This window comes from Roseibium aggregatum IAM 12614, from assembly GCF_000168975.1.
GTDB classification, from domain to species: domain Bacteria; phylum Pseudomonadota; class Alphaproteobacteria; order Rhizobiales; family Stappiaceae; genus Roseibium; species Roseibium aggregatum.
In genome coordinates this window covers 283,601-305,133 of sequence record NZ_AAUW01000004.1, presented here as the reverse complement: position 1 = coordinate 305,133, position 21,533 = coordinate 283,601, and the positions used below count along the sequence as shown (strand labels likewise).

Genomic DNA, 21,533 nt, shown 5'->3' with positions numbered 1-21,533 from the left:
TCCTGGAAGCATATGATTGTATCCCACCACAATCGCTTTCGGGGGCGGTCTTATTCTTTTCGGTCATTTCCTGGGTGCCGTATCCAGCGGTTTTGCTAGCCAGACTCAAGGCCGGAGCTTTGTGGCGTGGCCGTTTTCAGTCGGTTGAACCCCATCGAGAGATGGGCTCGCCGTATCAATGCAGCCGCCTGAAAATCACCAAGGCGTACAGCGTTCGCGATCTCCATGATCTCGCCGCAGAAAATGGCAACCTCCTGAGGCAGATCCTTTTCCTGTATCAACGTCAACCAGATACGACAGGTCTTGTAGAAGAGTTTTTCCGAAACATCCTGAAGGGGAACGTTCAGGGTCAATTGCTGGAAGGCATGAAAGAAATCGATATTGAGACGGGCAAAGACTGCCCTGTCTGGTGCTGCGATCAGTCGTTCTGCCCTGAGTTTGAGGCCGTTGAACAAGGTTTCCAGTTCCCGGTCGGGTGGACGCGGACAGAGCCTGCCCGTCAACTCGTTCAATTCCAGTCTGAGCTCATAGACTTGTGCCAGCTCCTGAAGGTCGACTTCCGTCACCAGAGTACCGACACCCTGCTGCGATAACAGAAGTCCATCTGCCTCAAGGATCTGCAGTGCCTTTCGCAGGGGGGAGCGGCTGACGCCGAATTCGGACGCCAGAGCTTCTTCGCTCAATTGCGTTCCAGGCGGATAAACAAGCATACAGATCCTGTCCCTCAGGACAGAATACATGATCTGGAACCGTTCCTGCGCGCTGGAGGCCTGGCTCAGCAAATCTGCGACGTCTGACGACGCGGTTACATCCTGATCGGTCATGGAGATTGTAACAGAGTTTTTTCCAGCCCCGTCAGCATGGCAAGACACTTGTCGAGCTGTTCGACAGCCAGAAATTCATCCGGCTTGTGCGCTTGTGCAATGGAGCCGGGGCCACAGACAACGACGGATAGCCCGAGTGACTGGAACAGGCCAGCTTCGGTGCCGAAGGACACGACATCGCACAGGTTAGCACCGGTCAGCGAGGTGACGATGTCACGTGCTTCGTTTTCCGGCATAACCGCTAGACCCGCCACTTCGCCGATGATTTCAGTCACGATTTCCGCATCGGGATAGACCGATGTCATTTGCGGCAACAAGACGTCCCGGCAATAGGCCTCAAGTGCGGCCTTTACCTGGAGCGCATCTTCCGTGCGCACCGGGCGCATTTCCCATTCGACGGCGCAATGCCGTGCAATGACGTTGCGCGCAGACCCGCCATCGATCCGCCCGACCTGAAGCGTCGTCCAGGGGGGAGAATAACGTTCGCTGTCCGCGTCGGCCTTTCCCTTCATGTTTTCGGCAAGTTCCATCATCCGGGAAATATAGGCGGCGGCAACGTGAATGGCGTTGACACCCTTGTCGGGTTCCGAGGCATGTCCGTCCGTGCCGTGGAAGGCGGTTGTGTATTCGTAACAGCCCTTGTGGCCTTCGATGACCCGCATTTCAGTCGGTTCGCCGATTATAGCAACAGATGGACGGATTGCACTTTGCTGAAGCTCTTCAACCAGATGCCGCGCGCCAAAGCACCCGACTTCCTCGTCATAGGTCAGGGCAACGTGCAGTGGCCGCTTCAGATCGAGCAACGCGTACTCCTGCGATTTCGCGAGCACGGCAGCGATATAGCCCTTCATGTCGCACGTGCCGCGCCCGTAGAGCAGCCCGTTCTCTTCCCGCATCTGAAAAGGGTTGCAAGTCCATTCCGCCGGGTCGGCAGGGACGACATCCGAGTGCCCCGACAAGACAATCCCACCGGAAACATCAGGACCAATCGTGGCAAAGAGATTGGCTTTCCTGCCTGTTTCGTCCCTTGAGACCCTCACCCGTGCACCGGCTTCGCGAAGCAGGGTTGCGGAAAAGCTGATCAGCTCGAGATTGCTGTCTGCGGAGACGGTCGGGAAACCGATCAAGCGATCCAGAATCGAAATTGTCCGGTTCAGCAGGTCCGAGCGCATTTCCACCTCAGGACTTCACGAACAGTTCGCGAGGTCTGTTGCACAGACACTCCGCGCGTCCGTTTTCCTTGATGAGAATGCTCTCGGTGATTTCCAGTCCCCAGCCATCCATCCAAAGTCCCGGCATGAAATGAAACGTCATGCCGGGCTTCAAGACGGTGGTATCTTCCTCGCGAATGGAAATCGTGCGTTCGCCCCAATCCGGCGGATAGGAAATGCCGATCGGGTACCCTGCCCGCGCGCCGCGCTCGATACCGGCCGCCTCAAGCGGTTTTGCCAATGCCCGAGCGATGTCACCCGCGGTATTGCCAGCCCTTGCAGTGTCGAGACCAGCCTCGAGCCCCTCAACGAGAGCCTTTTCCGCGTCGAGAAGATATTGTTCCGGCTTCCCGAGAAAAACGGTACGGCACAGCGGAGCGTGATAGCGGCGGAAACAGCCGGAGAGTTCGAAGAAGGTCGCTTCGCCCTCCTGCATGAAACGTCCGTCCCATGTCAGGTGCGGCGCAGACGCATCCGCGCCACTTGGCAGGAGCGGCACGATCGCCGGGTAGTCTCCCCAGGCATCGTCCAGACCGCGAATGGCGTCGGCATAGATTTCCGCGACCAGGTCTGCCTTGCGCATGCCCGGAACGACGCGCTGGAAGACACCGTCCATGATCTTCTCGGAGATCCTGGCTGCCTTGCGCATGAAGACCAGTTCCTCATCCGATTTGACAGCTCTCAGCCAGTTGACCATGCTCGTGGCATCGATGAACTCTGCGTTCGGCAGATCGTGCTGAAGCGTCAGGAACGCCTTGGCCGAGAAATAGTAATTCTCCAGTTCGACGCCAATCTTCTTGTTCGCGTAGCCTTTCGTTTCCAGCAGCCGGGCAAGGTCCTGCATCGGATGGCGTTCGGACGACTGAATGAAATGATCGGCGTAGGATGCGACACGCGCGTCATCCATCCAGACCGTTCGACGGGCGCCGTTGGCATCCTGTCTGCGTCCCCACCAGATCGGTTCTTCGTCCAGAAAGACAACTACGCCCTGATGCACATAGAAAGACCAACCGTCGTAGCCGGTGGTCCAGGCCATGTTGGAAGGGTCCTCGAGAAACAGGACATCTATGCCCCGCGTGACCATGTCCGCACGGACAAGGTTGAGACGGCGCTGGTACTCGGCATCGCTGAAAGGAAGGTCGTGACCTGGCATGATTGGGCCTCGTCGGTTATTTGTACACAAATAAGAACTCAGCGATTTCAAAAATCAAGAAAATAAACAATTCGAGATGACATCTCTTGCGTGAAGAGGTTCATTTGTACACAAGTAGTCAGAGCGCCTCCCTTGCGGGAGACATTTTCGGCACCAAACGGGCCTGGAGACGGTCGATGCAGTTATCGCTTGCGGACATTCTTGAAGCGCGAAAGGCCATCGCGGGCGAAGTCGTCAGGACACCCTTGCTGCCTTCAAGGTTTATGTCCGAGCAATCAGGTCAGCCGTTTTTTCTGAAGATGGAAACCATGCAGCCGACAGGCGCTTTCAAGCTGCGCGGTGCCACGAATGCCGCCCTGAACGCACCCGAAGGAACCCACACCCTCACCTGCTGTTCCACCGGCAATCATGGGCGCGGGGTTGCTTATGCAGCAAGGCAACTGGGGCTGAAGTCCGTTATCTGCATGTCGGCACTGGTGCCGCAAACCAAATTGGAAGGCATCAGGGCTTTGGGCGCTGAAACGCGCATCATCGGCAAAAGTCAGGACGATGCTCTTGCCGAATGCAGGAAGCTTGGCCGATCAGACGGCGTTTTTGAGATTTCGCCTTTTGACGACCCTTATGTGATTGCCGGTCAAGGCACTATCGGCCTGGAGATTCTCGAAGACCTCCCGAACCTCGGAACGCTTCTCGTTCCGCTATCCGGCGGTGGGCTTGCTGCCGGTGTTGCGCTTGCCGCGAAGTCCATCAATCCGGCGATCCACGTTGTTGGCCTCACGATGGACCGGGGAGCCGCCATGAAAGCATCCATAGACGCGGGACATCCCGTTGAGGTGCAGGAGGTCGCGAGCCTCGCAGACTCGCTGGGCGGAGGTATTGGGCTGGACAACAGGCTGTCCTTCGCCATGTGCCGGGATCTTCTGGATGAGATCGTGCTGGTAAGCGAAGAGGAAATTTACCGGGCAATGCAGGCGCTTTATTACGAAGACAGTCATGTAGCCGAAGGCGCCTGTGTCGTCGGCATAGCGGCGTGTCTTGCCGGTAAGCTGAGTGGACTGAAGGGTCCGGTCGCGACAATCATTACCGGGCGCAATGTCGACATGACCCAGTTCACAAGAATCATGACGGGTCAGGACGTGCAGCTCGACGGCTATTTGGTAAAGGGAGCGCGTTATGGCGCATGAAATCAGGCTGGTAAATGAAGCAGACTTGCGCCGGTCCGTTCACCTGGACCTGGAAGTCATCGACTGTATCGAACAGGCTTTCGCAAAACTTTCAACCGGAACGGTGGTCATGCCCCCCGTGCTTTCCATGGCCTTGCCCGACGAAAATGCGGAAGTCGATGTGAAAACCGCCTATGTGCCGGGACTTGATGGATTTGCCATCAAAGTCTCTCCCGGTTTCTTCAACAATCCGGCGCTGGGGCTGTCCAGCCTCAACGGTTTGATGGCGCTGTTTTCCGCAAAGACAGGCCTCGTGCAGGCCATCTTTCTGGACAACGGTTATCTGACAGACATCCGGACGGCCGCCGCAGGAGCCGTTGCCGCTCGCCATCTGGCACCCAGGGAAGTCTCTACCATCGGCATTCTGGGCACTGGCGTTCAGGCCAGATTGCAACTGATTGCAGCCGCCAAGGTACGCCCGGCAGAAAGAGCGCTGATCTGGGGACGGGATCAGGACAAGGCCAAGCAATTGGCCAAGGACATGACGGCCGCCCTTGGGATGAATGTTGCCGCTGTCGAGGACCGGTCGCAGCTTGTGGCCGACAGCCAGCTTGTTGTAACGACAACACCGTCGAAAGAGGCAATCCTCAGCGCCGACTGTCTTCATCCGGGCCTGCACATCACGGCCATGGGCTCCGATCAGGAAGACAAGAACGAACTTGACCCGCAAATTCTTGCCCGCGCGGATACCATTGTCTGCGACCGGATCAGCCAGTGCGTTAAACTCGGCGAATTGCGGTCGGCCCTCGAAAGCCGAGCTTTGCAGGACACAAGCTCTGTACTCGAACTGGGAGATGTTGTAGCGGGCAGTACCGCCGGCAGACGGCAAAAAACGGATATAACCGTCTGCGATTTGACCGGCACCGGCGTTCAGGATACGGCCATTGCAACGCTCACACTAGGCAAGGTCAAGAAATCGAATGCGGGCACAACGCTCGTTTCCTGAAACGGCAAGAGATCTGCATGCTGAAACTGGACAACAGAGACCTGGAAATACTGAAAGTTCTTGCCGAAGAAGGACGCATTTCAAAAGCCGACCTTGCAAAGCGCATCAACCTCAGCCCAAGCCCTTGCTGGAAACGCCTGGAAAGGCTGGAGGCGGCCGGTATCATTGAAGGCTATGGTGCCCGTCTTTCTCTCCGCAACATTGCGCCTCACGTCACCGTGTTCGTTACGGTTGAGCTGGAACATCACCGCGCCGAATATTTTCAAGCCTTCGAGCGGGCAATCCGGAGCTGCGAGGAAGTCGTCGCCTGTTGGGCCATCGGGGGCGGTCTCGACTACCTGATGCAGACCGTTACGCGCGATATCGACAGCTACCAACGCTTCATGGATGCCCTGCTCGATCGCGGCCTTAGTGTTGTGCGCTACTTTACCTATGTGGTCACCAAACCGGTCAAACAGAGCGCCTCTCCTTCCCTCGATTTGTTGCTCACCGGCATGCTGGGAACGGATCCAGCGCCGGATCACTCCGAATAAGAACGAAACAACTACAATGCCTTCGCAGAAGAGGCGTTTCGTTCCCAGGTGCAGATCTAATGTTTGCTCACCACCTTGGAGAGCAACACCATGCAGACCCTGCCACTTGCCGAGACAGCTCTTGAGAGCTCGCTTTTTCACCAGATCGACAATCGTCATCTGGTCAAGCATTTCGCCTATGCCGGAGGCCGCTGGGTAGCTTCTCGCGGCGGAGAGGTATTTCAGGTAACGGACCCTGCGGACGGAAGTCTTCTCGGTGAAGTGACGTCCCTCTCAGGAGAAGAATCTTCAGAGGCTGTCGATGCGGCGGACAATGCCTTTTCGAAATGGTCCGCCTTGCTGCCGCAGGAAAGAGCCACGTTTCTAATGGCATGGCATGCGCGGATCCTCGAAAATAGAGAAGATCTGGCCCGCCTCATGACGCGTGAACAGGGCAAACCGCTCTCTGAATCCCGGGGAGAGATCGACTATGCAGCCTCCTTCGTCTCGTTTTATGCAGAAGAAGCCAAACGCCCGAACATTGAAAGCATCACCTCTCATCTGCCGGATGCAGAGATGGAAGTCTGGCGCGAACCTGTCGGCATTGCCGCACTGATCACACCCTGGAATTTTCCCTGCGCGATGATCACGAGAAAAGCAGCGGCTGCGCTAGCGGCGGGCTGTACGGTGGTGGTTCATCCGTCGCAGGAAACCCCTTATTCCGCTCTTGCTCTTGCCGAACTGGCCGACCAGGCAGGGCTACCGGCGGGCGTATTCAACGTGATCCCGGGAAATGCCAGCGACATCGTGAAGCCCTGGATGTCAGATCCTCGCGTCAGAGCCGTTTCGTTCACCGGCTCGACAGAGATTGGCAGGCTTCTTTATTCGCAAGGGGCCGAGACGGTGAAGCGCCTTGTGCTGGAACTTGGTGGCCATGCACCGTTCCTGGTATTTGCAGATGCCGATCTGGACCACGCCGTTGATCAGGCAGTCGCGGCGAAATTCGCGACCTCCGGTCAGGATTGCCTCGCGGCCAACCGCATTCTGATTGAAAGACCAGTCTATCAGGCCTTTTGCGAGGCTTTTACCAAACGCGTTGAAAGTTTGTCTGTCGGGCAAGGACTTGAAGATCCGGATATCGGTCCGTTGATGCATGAACGGGCCATTGCCAAGCAGGAAGACCATGTGCGGGAAGCACTTACGCGCGGTGCCCGTCTCTTGACTGGCGGTCACCGACACCCGGCCGGTCCCTTGTTCTTCGAGCCAACGGTGCTTGCCGACGTGCCCGCTGATGCGGCGATATTCAGGGAAGAAACATTTGGTCCTGTTGCAGCGCTTGCGGCCTTCGATACGGAAGAAGAGGTCCTCGCCCGGGCCAACGACACCGAGTATGGCCTTATCGCCTATGTCCACACCCAGGATCCGCGCCGCATCTACCGGGTCAGCCGCGCGCTTCAATACGGCATGGTAGCCGTCAACCGCACCAAAGTGACCGGCTATCCGATCCCCTTTGGCGGCGTAAAACAATCCGGCCTTGGCCGCGAAGGCGCCCGCTACGGACTGGAGGCCTTTACCGAAATCAAATACGTCTGCCGGGACTGGAGTTGACCTGGCCGCGCCAACACAAGAAGGACTTGAATATGCTCAAGAACGACCAACTGGATGCCTGGGACAGGGAAAACTTCTTCCATCCCTCGACCCATCTTGCTCAACATGCGCGCGGAGAAAGCCCGAATCGGATCGTGACCGGTGGAAGCGGTGTCTATATCGAAGACCGTGACGGCACAAAGCTCCTGGACGCCTTTGCCGGACTTTACTGCGTCAACGTCGGCTATGGCCGGTCGGAAATTGCCGATGCAATTGCCGAGCAGGCACGTGAGCTGGCCTATTACCACGCCTATGTCGGACATGGCACCGAAGCCTCCATCACACTTGCAAAGATGGTGATGGAGCGGGCACCCGATCACATGTCCAAGGTTTATTTCGGCCTTGGCGGTTCGGATGCAAACGAAACCAACATCAAGCTGGTCTGGTACTACAACAACATTCTCGGCCGTCCTGAAAAGAAGAAGATCATCTCGCGCTGGCGCGGCTATCACGGCTCCGGGTTGATGACCGGATCCTTGACGGGACTTGAGCTGTTTCACAAGAAGTTCGATCTGCCGCTGTCGCAGGTCCTGCACACGGTCGCCCCTGACTATTTCCGCAGGGAAGACCTTTCCCTGTCCGAAGCTGATTTCGTCGCCTATTGCGTTGCCGAACTCGAAGCCCTGATCGAACGGGAAGGTGCTGACACGATCGCCGCCTTCATTGGCGAACCAGCCCTTGGAACAGGCGGGATCGTGCCGCCCCCGGCCGGGTATTGGAAAGCAATTCAGGCCGTTCTGACAAAACACGATATCCTTCTGATTGCTGATGAAGTCGTGTCAGGTTTCGGCCGTCTTGGCTCCATGTTCGGTTCGGACCACTATGGGATCCAGCCGGACTTCATCACCATCGCTAAAGGACTGACGTCTGCCTACGCACCTTTGTCCGGCTCCATCATCTCCGACAAGGTCTGGAAGGTGCTGGAGGATGGTACTGACGAATTTGGCCCCATTGGCCATGGCTGGACCTATTCCGCGCACCCGATCGGTGCTGCTGCCGGCGTTGCCAACCTGAAGCTTATCGACAGCCTGGGCCTGGTCGCCAACGCCAAGTCTGCAGGTGCCTACTTCAAGAAAGCCCTTACGGATGCGCTCGGCGATCATGCTAACGTCGGCGATATCCGCGGCGACGGTCTGTTGTGCGCTGTCGAATTCGTTGCCGACAAGTCCAGCAGAACCTATCTCGATCCGGCAAGCAAAACCGGACCGCAGGTCGCTGCGGCGCTGTTGAAGGAAGGCGTTATTGGCAGGGCCATGCCGCAGGGTGATATCCTCGGGTTTGCCCCTCCCCTGTGCATTTCGGAAGGTGAAATCGACAAGGTTGTCGATGCTGCCGCAAAAGCGGTGAAATCCGTTTTCTAAGGCCTGTCTCATCCACACGACAAAGTTCGCCGGATCGACCCGGCGGGCTTTTTTCATGCCTGCAATCGAAACTCTTTTATCCGGCTTTCGCGGTCTGCCCCATGAGGACCGGAACGACCTGTTCCGGCGGACCCATCATCGCAATCTGGCCACCTCTGAGCACGACCACGCGGTTGGCCATCTTCATGTGGCTGGGGCGTTGTGTGTTGATGAGGATAGTCGCCTTGCCCTTGAGCTCCTCGATCATCGCCATGAATTTCTTGTCGCCGTCGAAATCGAGATGCGTTCCCGGGTTATCAAACAGGTAAAGCGGTGCGGTCTTCACGAAGGCGCGGGCCAACACGATACGTTGTTTCATGTTGTCTGGGATCTGCTTCAAAACCTCGCCGTTGAGGCGTGTTTCCAGACCGTTGAAGTTTTCTTCCAGGTAAGACAGCAATCCGAGCCTGCCGGTAATCTCGATCAAGCGCTCGTCGCTCGCGGCCGGATCGGACATCAGCAAATTCTGTTTTACCGTGCCATAGAAGAAATCGAGATCGTCGGGCGCGTAGCCTATGGAAGACCGCCACTCGGCGGTGTCCAGTTGGCGCACGTCCAGTCCGTCGAACAGGATAGATCCAACCTGCGGCTGGAACAGGCCGATGATTGCCTGAAACAGCGCTGTCTTGCCCGAACCACTGGGACCGGTGATGGCGACGGTTTCACCTTCCTTCACGGTCAGTTCGACACCCTTTAGCGAGGCTTCCGTCGCGCCTGGATATCTGAGCACGAGCGACGACATTTTCAGGTTGCCCCGAATATCGCGCGTAATCTTGGGCAAGTGACCCGGTTCACGTTCGAGCTGCACCTGCATCAGATTGTTGATCTGTTCGATTACTGTTCGGCTCTGTGCAAGCTGGGTAACGCTCAGGAATGCCTGGTTCATCGGGTTGAGTACGCGCCAGCTCAGCGCCATGGTGGCGATCAGGGCGCCCAGGCTCATTTCCCCTTCCATGGCACGCATTGCCCCGATACCCAGCACCAGGACGCCGCAAATGGTCATAAGGGTCTGCGACAGGGTTTGCAGAACATGCGTGACAAGCCGCGCATGAATATTCAGCTTGTTGAAGTTGGTGGAGAGTCCGGAAAACCGTTCCAGCCAGGTATCTTCCACAGACAGGTTTCTGAGCGCCCGCTGATTGCGGAAGGTTTCGATCATGAAGCCGTTCAGCTTCGATTTCTGCTCACCAACGGCTGCGACTTCGCTTTGAACCTTGGGCAAAACATAAACGGCCAGCAGCGTATAAATCGCGAGCAATGCCAGTGGAGGCAGCGCCACCGGTCCGCCGATCAGGAAGATCGCCACAATGAAGATCAGCGTGAAGGGAATATCGATGATCGCATTGAACAGCGAGCTCTGAAAGATGTCGCGTACGCTGTCGAAATAGCGCAGCCGCATAACTTGCGTGCCAATCGGCGCTTCGGACAGCATTGCGTAAGGCAGATGAAGGATACGTTCAAAGGTCTTGTTGCCGACAATCGCGTCGATCCGACCGCCAAGATAGGATTGCAGCCATGTTTTCATCCGCCGCAGTGCGGTTTCACAAAGAAGAATGATTGCAATTCCGACAGCCATGGTCAAAAGGACTTCAGTCGATTTTGCACCTATCGCCTTGTCGTAGATCGCCATGATGAACAATGGTGGTGCAAGGGCGAGAATGTTCAGAACAAACCCCAGAGCCAAGATCGAAACGATGCTTGTCCGGAACCGCCTGGTCACGGTGGAGAACCAGCTTCGGTTGTTCTGAACCTGGCTGTGTTCATCCGTGTCTTCCAGAGCGAGATAAATCTCGTTTTTCTGAATGTCGGCGGCACGAACGACGACCGCCGCCCCCTGCTGTCCGGAATAGGCCCGAAACTCTCCGGTTTCGGTTTTCGCGACGATCACCTGAACATCGTCGCCGTCGATACGCAGACAGGGCAAATGTGACTGAGTCAGTTCTGCGGCACCGCCGTGGAACAGTGTCGTCTTGACTGTCAGCCGGCTGAGAACGGTGCGTAATGCCTGAAACGTTTCGATACGGTCGAAATGCGGCAATGCCTCGAACAGCAGCCGGTCATTGCCCTGCCAGCGCATTTCCCGCAAGAGCGGGATCAGGCACCGTTCCGCAGGGGCGGCGCCTTCTTCCGGCAGACCCAAAAGACCGGTTGAACTGCCGTCCTCTGACAGTTCTGCCGAAAGATCTCGCCACTGCCTGTGTACGGCATTGTCGGCGCTGTGAATGTCTTCAAGGTTGAACAGCGGCCTGCTCATGCCGGCATCCCCATTCTTTGAGGAGCCCCGGTGACATTCATGGAACCAAGATCGTGAAGGCAGCCGTCCCTGAGTTCGAATTGGTGATCTGCTACTGCGAGCATCGAAGGACGGTGACTGATGATGATCACCGTCAAATAGCCTTTGAGACGGACCAGCGCGTCCACCAGTGTCTTTTCGGCCTGTTGATCCAGTTGCGCATTTGCTTCGTCCAAAATGAGGATCTTCGGCTCACCCGCCAGGGCCCGGGCAATACAAATGCGCTGCAGTGTGGCCGCGGGTACCTTGCCCCCCAGGTCAGAGCCGAGTTGCGTTTCATAACCGCGCGGCAGAAGATGAATTTCCTTCTCAAGGCCAATCAGGCTAGCCGCCATGCGCGCATGGGCAACGTCGGAAATGGCACCGAACATGGTGATGTTTTCGAGGATCGTTCCGTTGAAAATGGAAGACTGATTGTCGACGTAGGCGACCGCCTTGCGTAATGCGTGCTGGTGGATGCCATCATAGTCATGCCCCCCGATCATCACCTTGCCGGACGTTGGTGTGATTTCGCCGGTCAACAATTTCATGAGGCTCGACTTGCCGCTGCCGTCGGCCCCACGGAACCCGACAAATTGTCCGGATTCAATCGTCAGGTTGATATCATCGAAAACGCGGCGGCGACCTTCATCCAGCTCAACCGAAACGTTGACCAGATGAATGGATCCATCGGTCTCGACACCCAAAGGCTCCTGCGGTGCGACTTCTGGCAGTTGGAACAGCGAGTTGACCTGGCTGTAATCGTGTTTCAGGCGTTGCATGTCGGTGAGTTGGTTGATCGCCCGCAGAAATGGCTGCACGAATTGCCCGGACAACAAGGTGCTGGCTGCAACACCACCGACACTGAAATTGCCGTAGATGGTCATCAACGCGCCGAAGATGACGACAAAGATCGTGGTGAGCGTGCCGAACAGAGCCGAAGCATCCCGCGCTTGCCCGGACAGCCGCATGTATCTGGAACTGAGTTCGGCGGTTGCACGCTGCAGCCGTTCGAAACGGCGCATGATCAGCGCTTCCATCGCCTGGGATTTTACCGTCTTCGCCCCAGACAGCACTTCGAGGATGAAATCGGATTTGCGGTCATCCTGGTCTGCCCGGTCGGCCACGACCTTTTGCAGCACCTTGTTTCTGTTTAGCGCAAACAGCATGAAGACGCCCAACAAGGCGACCGGAACAAGCGCCAGTGGCCCCGCAATGAAAACCAGGGCCGCCAGAAAGATGCCTCCCGCCGGCAGATCGATTGCCAACAGGCGGTTCTGGTCGCCGTAGTGATCTGCAACAGATTGCAGCGAGCGAAGCTTGTGCACCTGAACGGAAACCGGCGTGCTGGCAAACTGAGAAGGTTCCGCAGCGAGCACTCTCCGAAAAAGCTCCATATGTGCCTGATGATTGAAACCGGCCCCTAGCCTGCCGACAACCGCTGTCCTCGATACTTTGATGACTGCATCGGTGATTAGAAAAACGATGACGCCGAGGACGAGCACGAGAAGTGTATCCGTAGAGGCGTTCGGCAGCACACGGTCGTATACCTGAAGAATGGCCAGGGGGAGCGCCAGGCCCATGATGTTTGCAAAAATGGATGCGACGACGACATCGCGCGGCAAACCGGGCGAAGAGATCCAGTGTCCGGACGGAGAATGCCGGATTCTAAGACGAGGCAAAAAGAACGATGAAAAAACCGGTTTCAGCATATGCAGGCCAGCGTGGTGAATCTACTCACTCAAACTGTGCTGATCGGGTTTAAAAAGCGTTTACCCTACGCCGTGTTTCCTGATTTTTATTAGAACTAACTTTCAGAATCTACGTGCAATTTTGCGCTTTGTTAAGGACGCCGCCGTTCATTGACAGTATCGGAAATTGTGCGGACGTGCGACCGGAATGGCAAGCGACACTCAAAATCGAGACACCCAGGACAAAGTCGATGCAAAAGACGGCACGACGGAATCCAGGACCACACTGAATTCCGACAGCATTCTGCATTCGGGACTTCTCGATAATCGGGATCCGTCTCTCGACAAGGCGCACGACTACCACCTCGACCAGGACATGGGCGAGTCCATGGAGCAGGTAAACGCCAACCTGCATCTTGGGAGTGAAGAGGAAGAACAACGCTACGGCGATACGGACGACCCTGCGTCCGGCGCGCAGGGTTTGGGTTTCGAAACCGACCCTCTCGAGTTTTCTTCTGAAAAAGACGGCGATACAGCCGAGACAAACACGGATCAATCCGCAAACTTTGCCGGTTTCACCCAAGACTTTTCCGACTTTGCCGAAGACAGTGCGCCGGTTGGCAGCGGCGCGTCAACGAGCCTTGCTTCTGCTCTGGACGTGGGGTCGGAACAGGCCTTCCCCTTTAGCGGCTTTTCAGGACAGTCTGACGGATCGTTCGGTACTCAGGACGGCACGGCTGCTGCCGCCACCTCTTCCGTTGATGGGAGCGACGACATCCCCGCCGGTGGCGTCATTGCGTCTGACCTGTCCGCAGTCACCGATATTGATGTAAGCGAAAACGCGGTCGACGAGAATTCCGTGGCCGGTTCCGCAACAGGTATACGAGCGAACGCGAGCACTGCGGAAGGCGCAAGTGTTGTCTACAGCCTGCTCGATGATGCCGGCGGGCTTTTCTCCATCGATCCGGATTCGGGTATCGTCACTGTCGCAGGTGCGCTCGACGCTGAAACGGCTGGCAGCCATCAGATTGTCGTGCTGGCGACCGGGTCGGATGGCGCGACCCAAACCGAAACCTTCACAATTACGATCCGCGACGTAAACGAGTATGACGTCAGCGCCATCGAAACGGTTGGTGCGGCAGCGGACACAATTTCGGAGGGCGTGGCTGGCGGCAGTCAGACCGGTATTACCGTCGTTGCGACCGACAAAGATGTGACGGACAGCGTCTCCTTCACCATCGATGACCCGCGTTTTGTGATTGACGACCAGGGTGTGGTCAGCATTGCCGATGATGCTGTCTTTGACACCGAAACAGAAGCAACCGTATCCTTTACTGTCACAGCCACATCGACTGATGGTTCGCAGTCCACACAGACTTTCACTTTGGCAGTTGAGGACGAAAACGAATTCGCAACGACTGCACTTCAGGACGTCGACACAGCTGCCAACACAGTTTCTGAAGATGCTGCTGCTGGCACACTTGTTGGTGTCACGGCTTTTGCAGAAGACAAGGACATTACCGACACAGTCTCCTACTCTGTCGATGATGCCCGCTTCACGGTTGATGAGAATGGTGTGGTTCGCGTAGCCGACGGCGCGAGCTTTGATGCGGAAACCGAAGGTTCCATCAAGATCATCGTGACGGCCACGTCCACCGATGGCTCGAGCTCAACAGAGACATTCACGATTGCCGTATCGGACGCCAACGAAGGCGTTGTCACACCGGTGAGCGATAAGGATGCATCGGCAAATTCGATTGCCGAAAATGCTTCTGCCGGAACGCAAGTCGGCATCACCGTTCTCGCCACCGACAGCGACATTACCGACACGGTTTCCTATTCCGTCGATGACACACGCTTTACCGTTGATGAAAACGGCGTCGTTCGCGTGGCCGATGGAGCGTCGTTCGACTTTGAGAGCGAGCCCAACGTCACCTTGACAGTGACGGCGACGTCTACGGACGGCTCCATGTCCTCGGAAGCCTTTTCCGTGTCCGTAACCGATGTCGCCGAGGATTATCTGCTCGAAGATGGCGGTCAGAGCTTTACGGACATTTCTGTTGCAGAAACCAGCATCACCGGCGGGTCCGGTGACGACACCATCGTGGTACATGCAGACGGCGGCACTGTTGATGGCGCGGAGGGCAACGATACCATTTCCGGAAATGACGCCGCCGATAGACTGGCAGGTGGTGAAGGTGATGACACCATAGAAGGCGGTGCTGGAAACGACACGATCTTTGGCGAAAATGCGCCTGTTTCCGGAACCTGGCACTATCAGGTGTACGATCATAACTTCAGTGGCGAAGCAGGCCAGGCGGGCGACATTTCGTCCGGAACGCTGATCGACGAAGGAACGACAGATGCGTTCGATCTGGATACAGTTGTTCAGCAAGCGCGCGGTTCTTCCGAAAATCCTGAGGATTTTGGCGTTATCCTGACGTCCAATTTCACCGCAACCGATGGCGGCACCTACCGGTTTTCCACCCGGTCGGACGATGGATCGACAATCGAGATCTTCGACGCATATGGCAACCGGCTGACCTTCACCAACCAGAATGGCAGCCAGACCGACTATCTGGACAACGACTATCACCAATCCGCGACGACCCGTTGGGCTGACGTCGATCTTGAGCCTGGTGAGATCTATACGATTGTCGTCAAGGTTTGGGAGAACCAGGGCAAAGAGGTGCTCGAGGCAACGGTCACTCCTCCGGGCGGCGCGGCAGAAGATCTGTTCACCTCCGATTTTGTAAGCACCGCTGCGGTCGTTCCGGGCGACGACACGCTCACCGGCGGTGCCGGTGACGATACGATCGATGGTGGTCTTGGCACGGATACGGCTGTCTATAGCGGAAATTTTACAGATTACACGATTACCGAGAGCGAGGGCGTTTTCACGGTTACCGACAACCGGCCAGGCTCTCCCGACGGCACGGACACGGTTGTCAACGTCGAGAATTTCCGATTTGCCGATGGAGATTATCTTGCAGGCGATTTGATCGCGCAGGATATTACCGCGGTAACAGACGGGAATAGCGCTGAAAATACCGTTTCCGAAGACGCGACAGCAGGAGCAACCGTCGGTATCACTGCCTTCGCGGACGATAAAAACGCGTCCGATACAGTCTCCTATACCGTAGACGACGATCGCTTCAACGTTGACGAAAACGGTGTCGTGCGTGTTGCAGATGGTGCAAGTTTCGACGCCGAAACCGAGGGTACAATCGACGTTGTGGTGACGGCCACGTCTTCCGATGGTTCCACCTCGCAAGAAACCTTCACTATTTCCGTTTCCGATGTCGATGAATACGACGTCTCTGCGGTTTCGGATACGGATACTGCCGCTAATACGATTTCGGAAGATGCGAAGGCTGGAACAGAAGTCGGCATTACCGCGCATGCAAGCGACGCCGATATAACCGCAACGGTGAGCTATTCCGTAGATGACGACCGTTTCACCGTAGATGCAAACGGTGTTGTCCGTGTCGCAGATGGAGCGAGCTTCGACGCGGAAACCGAGGGATCCATCAACGTTGTCGTGACCGCCACCTCTTCCGACGGATCCACATCCTCGGAAACCTTCACGATCACGGTCTCCGATGTCAACGAGACTGCAGTCTCGGCCGTCACGGATACGGACAGCTCCGACAACACGATTTCGGAAGCCGGAGCTGCCGGCACGCAAGTCGGCGTCACAGCCCTTGCAACTGATGCCGATGCAAGTGACACCGTTTCCTATTCAGTCGACGACAGCCGCTTCACCATCGATGAAAATGGAGTGGTCCGGATTGCAGATGGTGCAAGTTTCGACGCTGAGACCGAGGGCTCCATCGACGTTACCGTGAACGCAACGTCCACCGACGGTTCGAACTCGACGGAGACCTTTACCGTTTCTGTCTCCGATGCCGATGAATATGACGTCTCCAATGTGTCGGATGCCGACACTGCGACCAACGAGATTGCGGAAGACGCGACGGCCGGCACGCAGGTGGGTATTACGGCGTTTGCCAGCGATGATGATGTCACCGACACCGTTACCTTTGCCGTCAACGACAACCGCTTCACCGTGGATGAAAATGGCGTAATCCGGGTCGCCGAAGGCGCGAGTTTCGATGCCGAGACTGAAGGCTCAATCGATATTGTGGTCACCGCAACCTCCACAGACGGTTCGGTGTCCGAAGAAACTTTCACGATTGCAGTTTCCGATGTGAATGAAACCGCCGTCTCCGCCGTCAGCGACGTTGATGCGTCGGCAAACGGATTTGCGGAAGATGCGGCTGAAGGCAGCACAGTCGGCATCACCGTTCAGGCAACGGACGATGATGCAACCGACACGGTTGCCTACACTGTTTCCGATGGCAGATTCACTGTTGGCGCAGATGGGGTGATCACGGTCGCGGCGGGTGCAGCTTTCGACTACGAAAGCGAACCGACGATCGATCTTACAGTTACAGCGTCGTCTTCAGACGGGTCCACGTCTCAGGAAACCTTTACCCTGTCGGTTTCCGACATCGCAGAGTCCTATCAGCTTGCCGAAGGACAGACGACCTTCACCGATACCGGCGTTGCCGAGACATCCATTACCGGCAACGACAGTGCGGACACCATCACAGCCCATGAGGACGGCAGCACCATCTACAGTGGAGCCGGTGACGACACGATTTATGGCGGTGCAGGCAACGACACGATCCTCTTCGGAGAAGGTGCCGATGTCGTCTACGGTGGTGCCGGTGACGATTTCATCGACGACGAACGCGGCACGCAGCCGAATACGGGTGACAACTACCTGGATGGTGGCGACGGCAACGATACCATGTATGGCGGAAGCGGGAACGACACGCTGATCGGTGGTTCCGGCAATGACACTCTCCACGGAGAAAACGACGACGATACGCTTCAAGGGGATGCTGGTAACGACAAACTGTACGGTGAAGCTGGAAACGACACCCTGGACGGCGGAGACGGCGACGACATCCTTAAGGGCGGGTCTGGTGACGATAGTATAGATGGCGGTACCGGCACGGATACGGTGATCTATTCGGGAAACCGTTCCGACTATGACATCACGGAAAATGCAGATGGTTCCTACACGGTAGTCGATACCCGCACCGGTGCCTCAGAGGGAACCGACACTGTCATCAATGTTGAAACTTTCCGCTTCGCCGATGGCGATGTTCTGGCGGGCGATCTTGTCGCGAAAGATATTTCTGCTGTTTCGGACACCGACGCAGCCTCGAATACCATTTTTGAGAATGCGGAAGAAGGCTCTACGGTCGGTATCAAGGCATTCGCAGATGACGAAAACACTTCCGATACGGTCTCCTACACCGTCGACGACGCCCGTTTCACAGTTGATGCGGACGGAACCGTTCGCGTTGCGGCCGGTGCGAGTTTCGATTACGAGAGCGAGCCTCAGATCAGCCTCACTGTGACCGCGACGTCCACGGACGGTTCCAGCTCCAGCGAAAGCTTTACCTTGAGTGTATCGGATGCAGCTGAAAACCTTCAGCTAGCCGATGGGGGTGTCACCTTCACCGATACCGGCGTTGCCGAAACCACCATCATGGGCGGCACGGGCGACGACGCGATTACGGCCCACAGCAATGGCGGGTCCATCGACGGCGGAGAAGGCAACGACACCCTCACCGGCTCGTCCGTAAGTGACAAGCTCCAGGGTGGCGCCGGCAACGACACACTGACAGGCGGCGCAGGTGCCGACCTGCTGCAGGGCGGCACCGGAGATGACACGTTCCAGGTGGGCGGCGACGGCACGTGGTCCGGCTATTATGCGCGCAACACCGTCACCGGTGACACCGTCTCTCTTTCAGGTCGCACCATAAACTCCGACGTCTTCGAGGGCGGCGACGGCACGGACACCCTTCTGGGCACCGATGATGCCGATGCAATCTTCCTCGACGACACCTATTCAGACATGCATGCCGAGGCTTCTGGTCCACGCCTTGTCAGCATAGAAAACGTCAACCTGGGTGCTGGTAACGACATTCTGGACATGACCAGCGATACCCATACCTACACCACCGACATGACTGTTGATGGTGGTGTCGGTAACGACGTCATCTGGACAGGTGCCGGTAACGACACGATCCTTGGTGGTGAAGGCAACGACACCCTGTTCGGCGGTGCAGGCAACGATAGGCTTGACGGCGGTGCCGGCACAGATACAGCCATCTACTCAGGTAACTGGGAAGATTATGACATCGTCCAGAACGACGACGGTAGCTACACGATTACCGATCTTCGCACCGACGCGCCGGATGGTGTTGATACAGTGTCAAACGTGGAGACGTATCGGTTTGCCGATGGTGAACTTCAGTCTGACGAGTTGATCGACAGGCCGGTTGGTGATGTGAGCGACACCAACTCCGCCGGCAACACGATACATGAACTGGATGGTGCTGGCACGCAGGTCGGGATTACGGCTTTTGCCGAAGACCCGAACGGTGACGCTGTCACCTATACGTTGAGTGACGACCGTTTCGAAATTGATGCCGACGGCGTGGTGACGGTTGCCGATCATGCGTTTTTCGACAGCCAGATAGAAAACTCCATTGACCTGACAGTCACCGCAACCTCTGCAGATGGTTCCCAGTCGAGCCAGTCCTTCGCGATTTCGGTCACGGGGGAATATGATGGGGAGTTTACCGGCGGTGATGGCGGCGGAACCTTCACCGGCACCGACAAGTCGTACAGCGTTGATGGCGTTGGCGGCGACGACACTATTACCACCGGTGACTTCGACGACCGTATTGACGGCGGCGCAAACGGCGGCAACGACACTCTCGACGGTGGCGGCGGCAACGATCTGATCTTTGGCCGCGGCGGAGCCGACGATATTTACGGCGGCGCTGGCAACGACACGATCATTGGCGGCACCGGCAACGACACCCTCAACGGCGGCGACGGTTCCGACCTTTTCATGTATGGCCTCGGCGATGGCAGCGATACCATCAATGCCGGCGCGGGAGCTGGTTGGACTGACGTTATCGATCTGGGTGGCGGACCTGGCATCACGTCTGCCGGTGTATATGAGACGGACTGGACCGTGACGATCACCAATGGTTCAATCGAGATGACCGACACCGAAGGCGGCCGGCTTGACCTTTCCCAGGATGCAGACGGTTACATCGACTTTGCAGACGGCAGCCGGGTGAACTTCAGCGATGTCGAGGAAATTCGCTGGTAGCTGATGTCACCGGACAGCGGCAACTGATCAAATGCCCTGCCGGAAACGGTGGGGCTTTTCATTTGCCTTGAGCGAAGAAGAAGATCAGAAAACTCTGATTGACTGGGTCAGGCTCACCGTTCGCTGAGCGGATCGCCAATGGCGCGGGTGACCGGCTTCAGCATGTATTGCAGCACCGACTTGGAACCGGTGACGATCTTCGCATCGACGACCATACCGGGAGAAATGGTTTCCGCGCTGGCCCCATGACCGATGGTGTTGGTCTTCAGGGGGATCGTGGCCTTGAAATAGTAGTTTCCATATTCATCCCGGAAACTTGAGGCCGAAATAACGGATACTTCGCCTTTCAACGTCCCCTCGATGTTCGGATCAAATGTAGTCACGGCTATTTCCGCTTCGTCGCCAACATCGACATGACCGATGTCTCGCGGGGAAACGCGCACTTCGGCAACAAGATCGCTGTCGCTCGGCACCACTTCGGCAACCACATCACCTGGCGCCAGAACGCTGCCTGGCCCCTTGAGATAAAGCGCCTTCACGTGTCCGCTGACCGGGGCCCGCACGAACAGACGATCGAATCGGTCTTTCTGTTTGTCGGCTTCGAAAACCAGTTCACTGCGTTCCTGCGCGACGCGGCTGCGCTCGACGGCCTGCTCTTCCTCTGCAACGGCGATCGACCGCTCAAGGCTGGCGGTTGCCTCTGTCAATTGGGCGGTGACACTGCCGCTCATACCCTTCAGTTCGCTCAACTGACTCTGGGCATTTTGAAGAGATGACTTTGAATCCAGAAAGCGACGCTTCGAGGTGTATCCCTGTTTGAAGAGATTTTCCTGGATCTGGTACTTTTCCTGTTCGATCTCGACCTGCGTTTCCTGAAACGCGATCCGTTCCAGAATACTCTTCAGTTCGGCCTGCTTTTCACTGACCCTGGCCTTCAGGGCCTGCTGTTCCTTTTCCAACGCGAGGCGCTGCGCATCGTAAGCGGCCTGCTGGGCTTCGCTGAAGCCAGCGTCGGCTCCAAGTCTCAAACCATTCGCGCCGGTGCCAAGATCCGGGTTTCCGAGCCGTTGCTCTTCAGTTGCCAGAAACTTCAGTCGGGTCTGCACCTTTTCCAGATCACTCGACGTCGCAGTTTCCAAAAGCCGAACGATCGGGGTTCCCTTTTCGACAAGCTGGCCTTCGCGAACCATCACTTCGGCAACAATCCCACCTTCCAGGTGACCGACAGTCTGAACCTTGCCCGCCGGCACGATTTCACCCGTGGCATTTGCCACTTCACGCACCTGACCGATCGCCGCCCAGGTGAGAAATGCGGCCGAAGTCAGCGACAAAACCTGCAGCACGCGACGATAGGCAACCGGAGGAGGCCCCTCTTCCAGTTCCAAAGGAATGTCCAATGAAAAATTGTCAGCGGTGGTTTTACGGATGAACATGGTGCCCTGACGCT

General features: G+C 56.8%; 12 protein-coding genes. 6 read left to right on the top strand and 6 right to left on the bottom strand.

Annotated elements, in window-relative coordinates:
• Positions 1 to 95: 95 nt before the first annotated feature.
• Genes SIAM614_RS07505 through doeA form a run of 3 tightly spaced genes read right to left on the bottom strand, consistent with a single transcriptional unit; the run spans position 96 to position 3,188 of the window.
• Entirely contained in the window at positions 96 to 824 is a 729-nt protein-coding gene (locus SIAM614_RS07505; protein ID WP_006933329.1) for a GntR family transcriptional regulator, read from the bottom strand.
• Entirely contained in the window at positions 821 to 1,996 is a 1,176-nt protein-coding gene (argE, locus tag SIAM614_RS07500; protein ID WP_006933328.1) for an acetylornithine deacetylase, read from the bottom strand. Before argE ends, SIAM614_RS07505 begins: the two co-directional genes overlap by 4 nt.
• A gap of 7 nt (positions 1,997 to 2,003) precedes the next feature.
• A complete protein-coding gene (gene doeA, locus SIAM614_RS07495) occupies positions 2,004 to 3,188 on the bottom strand; it encodes an ectoine hydrolase DoeA (RefSeq protein WP_006933327.1) in 1,185 nt (394 codons plus the stop codon).
• A gap of 176 nt (positions 3,189 to 3,364) precedes the next feature.
• On the opposite strand from doeA, the gene eutB reads away from it, so the two are divergent.
• From eutB to SIAM614_RS07470, 5 genes are all read left to right on the top strand, one after another.
• Complete coding sequence (eutB, locus tag SIAM614_RS07490; protein WP_006933326.1) at positions 3,365 to 4,372, top strand: hydroxyectoine utilization dehydratase EutB; 1,008 nt, start codon at positions 3,365 to 3,367, stop codon at positions 4,370 to 4,372.
• Positions 4,362 to 5,357 carry a cyclodeaminase gene (locus SIAM614_RS07485; RefSeq protein ID WP_006933325.1) on the top strand — a complete coding sequence of 332 codons (996 nt, stop codon included), beginning with the start codon at positions 4,362 to 4,364 and terminating at the stop codon, positions 5,355 to 5,357. Before eutB ends, SIAM614_RS07485 begins: the two co-directional genes overlap by 11 nt.
• A 17-nt stretch (positions 5,358 to 5,374) precedes the next feature.
• Positions 5,375 to 5,890 (top strand): Lrp/AsnC family transcriptional regulator, encoded by a 516-nt coding sequence (locus tag SIAM614_RS07480; RefSeq protein WP_006933324.1) that lies wholly within the window; start codon positions 5,375 to 5,377, stop codon positions 5,888 to 5,890.
• Between the two features lie 90 nt (positions 5,891 to 5,980).
• On the top strand, positions 5,981 to 7,477 hold the full coding sequence (locus tag SIAM614_RS07475; RefSeq protein WP_040439599.1) for an NAD-dependent succinate-semialdehyde dehydrogenase: 1,497 nt from the start codon (positions 5,981 to 5,983) through the stop codon (positions 7,475 to 7,477).
• 32 nt (positions 7,478 to 7,509) lie between these two features.
• On the top strand, positions 7,510 to 8,877 hold the full coding sequence (locus tag SIAM614_RS07470; protein ID WP_040439598.1) for an aspartate aminotransferase family protein: 1,368 nt from the start codon (positions 7,510 to 7,512) through the stop codon (positions 8,875 to 8,877).
• A 76-nt stretch (positions 8,878 to 8,953) separates the two neighbouring features.
• On the opposite strand, the gene SIAM614_RS07465 is transcribed toward SIAM614_RS07470, so the two are convergent.
• Both SIAM614_RS07465 and SIAM614_RS07460 read right to left on the bottom strand, forming a co-directional pair.
• A complete protein-coding gene (locus SIAM614_RS07465; RefSeq protein ID WP_006933321.1) occupies positions 8,954 to 11,170 on the bottom strand; it encodes a peptidase domain-containing ABC transporter in 2,217 nt (738 codons plus the stop codon).
• Positions 11,167 to 12,900: a peptidase domain-containing ABC transporter gene (locus tag SIAM614_RS07460; protein WP_081455209.1), complete on the bottom strand. Its 1,734-nt coding sequence runs from the start codon at positions 12,898 to 12,900 to the stop codon at positions 11,167 to 11,169. Before SIAM614_RS07460 ends, SIAM614_RS07465 begins: the two co-directional genes overlap by 4 nt.
• A 187-nt stretch (positions 12,901 to 13,087) precedes the next feature.
• Here SIAM614_RS07460 and SIAM614_RS07455 point away from each other — a divergent pair, with 187 nt between their 5' ends.
• Positions 13,088 to 20,086, top strand: coding sequence for a cadherin domain-containing protein (locus SIAM614_RS07455; RefSeq protein WP_006933319.1), 6,999 nt, complete (start codon positions 13,088 to 13,090; stop codon positions 20,084 to 20,086).
• Between the two features lie 113 nt (positions 20,087 to 20,199).
• Here SIAM614_RS07455 and SIAM614_RS07450 read toward each other — a convergent pair whose 3' ends face one another.
• Complete coding sequence (locus SIAM614_RS07450; protein ID WP_208983913.1) at positions 20,200 to 21,471, bottom strand: HlyD family type I secretion periplasmic adaptor subunit; 1,272 nt, start codon at positions 21,469 to 21,471, stop codon at positions 20,200 to 20,202.
• Positions 21,472 to 21,533 lie beyond the last annotated feature (62 nt).